The sequence below is a fragment of the Treponema saccharophilum DSM 2985 genome (assembly GCF_000255555.1).
In the GTDB taxonomy this organism is placed as follows: domain Bacteria; phylum Spirochaetota; class Spirochaetia; order Treponematales; family Treponemataceae; genus Treponema_D; species Treponema_D saccharophilum.
The window spans coordinates 1-1,447 of sequence record NZ_AGRW01000002.1; the positions used below are offsets into that span (position 1 = coordinate 1).

At 33.7% G+C, this 1,447-nt stretch carries 3 protein-coding genes; 2 read left to right on the plus strand and 1 reads right to left on the minus strand.

From position 1 onward, the window contains the following. A partial coding sequence (locus TRESADRAFT_RS15485) for an IS1595 family transposase (protein ID WP_002701576.1) occupies positions 1–535 on the plus strand: 535 nt, incomplete at its 5' end. A gap of 131 nt (positions 536–666) precedes the next feature. On the opposite strand, the gene TRESADRAFT_RS00010 is transcribed toward TRESADRAFT_RS15485, so the two are convergent. Continuing rightward, positions 667–1,155 carry a hypothetical protein gene (locus tag TRESADRAFT_RS00010; protein WP_141606995.1) on the minus strand — a complete coding sequence of 163 codons (489 nt, stop codon included), beginning with the start codon at positions 1,153–1,155 and terminating at the stop codon, positions 667–669. 145 nt (positions 1,156–1,300) lie between these two features. Here TRESADRAFT_RS00010 and TRESADRAFT_RS15490 point away from each other — a divergent pair. Further along, on the plus strand, positions 1,301–1,447 hold a 147-nt coding region (locus tag TRESADRAFT_RS15490; protein WP_245534307.1), incomplete at its 3' end, for a helix-turn-helix domain-containing protein.

The window sequence follows — 1,447 nt, forward strand, 5'->3', positions numbered from 1 at the left end:
AACCTATGTAGGTGGTAAACCACGTAAGCAAAACAATAATCTGCAATTCACTACGCCAAAACCAAAAGACACATCTACAACCGGGCGAGGAACAAAAAAGACTCCAGTAATCGGAGTCAAAGAACGTGGAACTGGAAGAGTTTATGCTCGTGTTGCGTTACCAGACCATAACGGACAAAAATTAACTGGCAAGCAACTTTTGTCTGTAATTTCTGCCGTAACAAAACCAGATACAGTTGTAATGACAGATGACTTCAAAGGCTATAACATTATAAACCATAAATCCACAAATCCAGAAAATTTCACACACATTTCTGTATGCCACAGCTTAGGTGAATTTTCTTCTGGAAAGGGCTTGCATACAAATGGAATCGAAGGATTTTGGGCAATTCTTAAACGTTCAATAATCGGCAGTTATCATCACATTTCAACTAAATACTTACAAAGCTACGTGAACGAATGTTGTTTCAAACAGAATAACAGATTTGTCGATTCTTTTGATAAATTGTTATGGCAAAGTGTGTTGGCAGCTTAAAAGGATTCGGAATTATCCTCTGACGTACTTAACAAAAATGACATAAACTAATTGACACTTCGTTCAAATTTTGGAACTATATTAAGTATGAGTGTAAACATCAGAAAGGTCTGCTGAGAAGCGAAGGAGACTTATCTGTCTACTGCTTTTATGAGGAATTGGCCGCCCTCTGCACTCACTTTTCGTATCATTCTGTCAAATTCTTTCGAATCAACTTTTCTCCAATCAACAATTTCTATATACTTCTTGGTTTCATCAAAATCTATAGTTGAAACGGCATAATAATCACCTTCGTTAACGAATGCTAAGTAATTAGGTTTTGAAATGGGTTTATTTTTCATAAAAACAGTAGGATTGTAGACAGCTAAAGTCAATATTTTTTTATGCATACTTAGTTCTATTTCCGAATGATCTCTTAATGTTTTTAGAATAACTTTTTTCTTCAATAAAACCTTTCTATTTTTAAAGCCTATTAAATTTTCTACAAACTTTGGAATTTCTGGAAGCAGTACTGAATAACTTGGATTTTTAAATAATTCGTTTGGAATTTCAGAAACGGTAGCATATTCATAAATAGAATCTCCATTGATATCTTTTCCGATAGGATTATTTTCGTTCAACCGTCTTTTATAAAATTCGTAATAATTAACTCGCATATTTTAAACCTCTATTTTTTTTCCACTAATTAAATCATAAAACGAAGGTAATCAGGACGGCAATCCCGATTATCCTCTAGCACAACCAATAAGGAAAGTATTGATTATGATGAATAAATTAGTAGTAAATGCTGAAAAACAGCACCGAGCATTAAAATTACGAATATACCCTACCAAAGAGCAGGAAATCCTTATCAACAAAACTTTTGGCTGCTGCCGTCAGATTTATAATAATCGGTTGTTTGAACGAAACGAG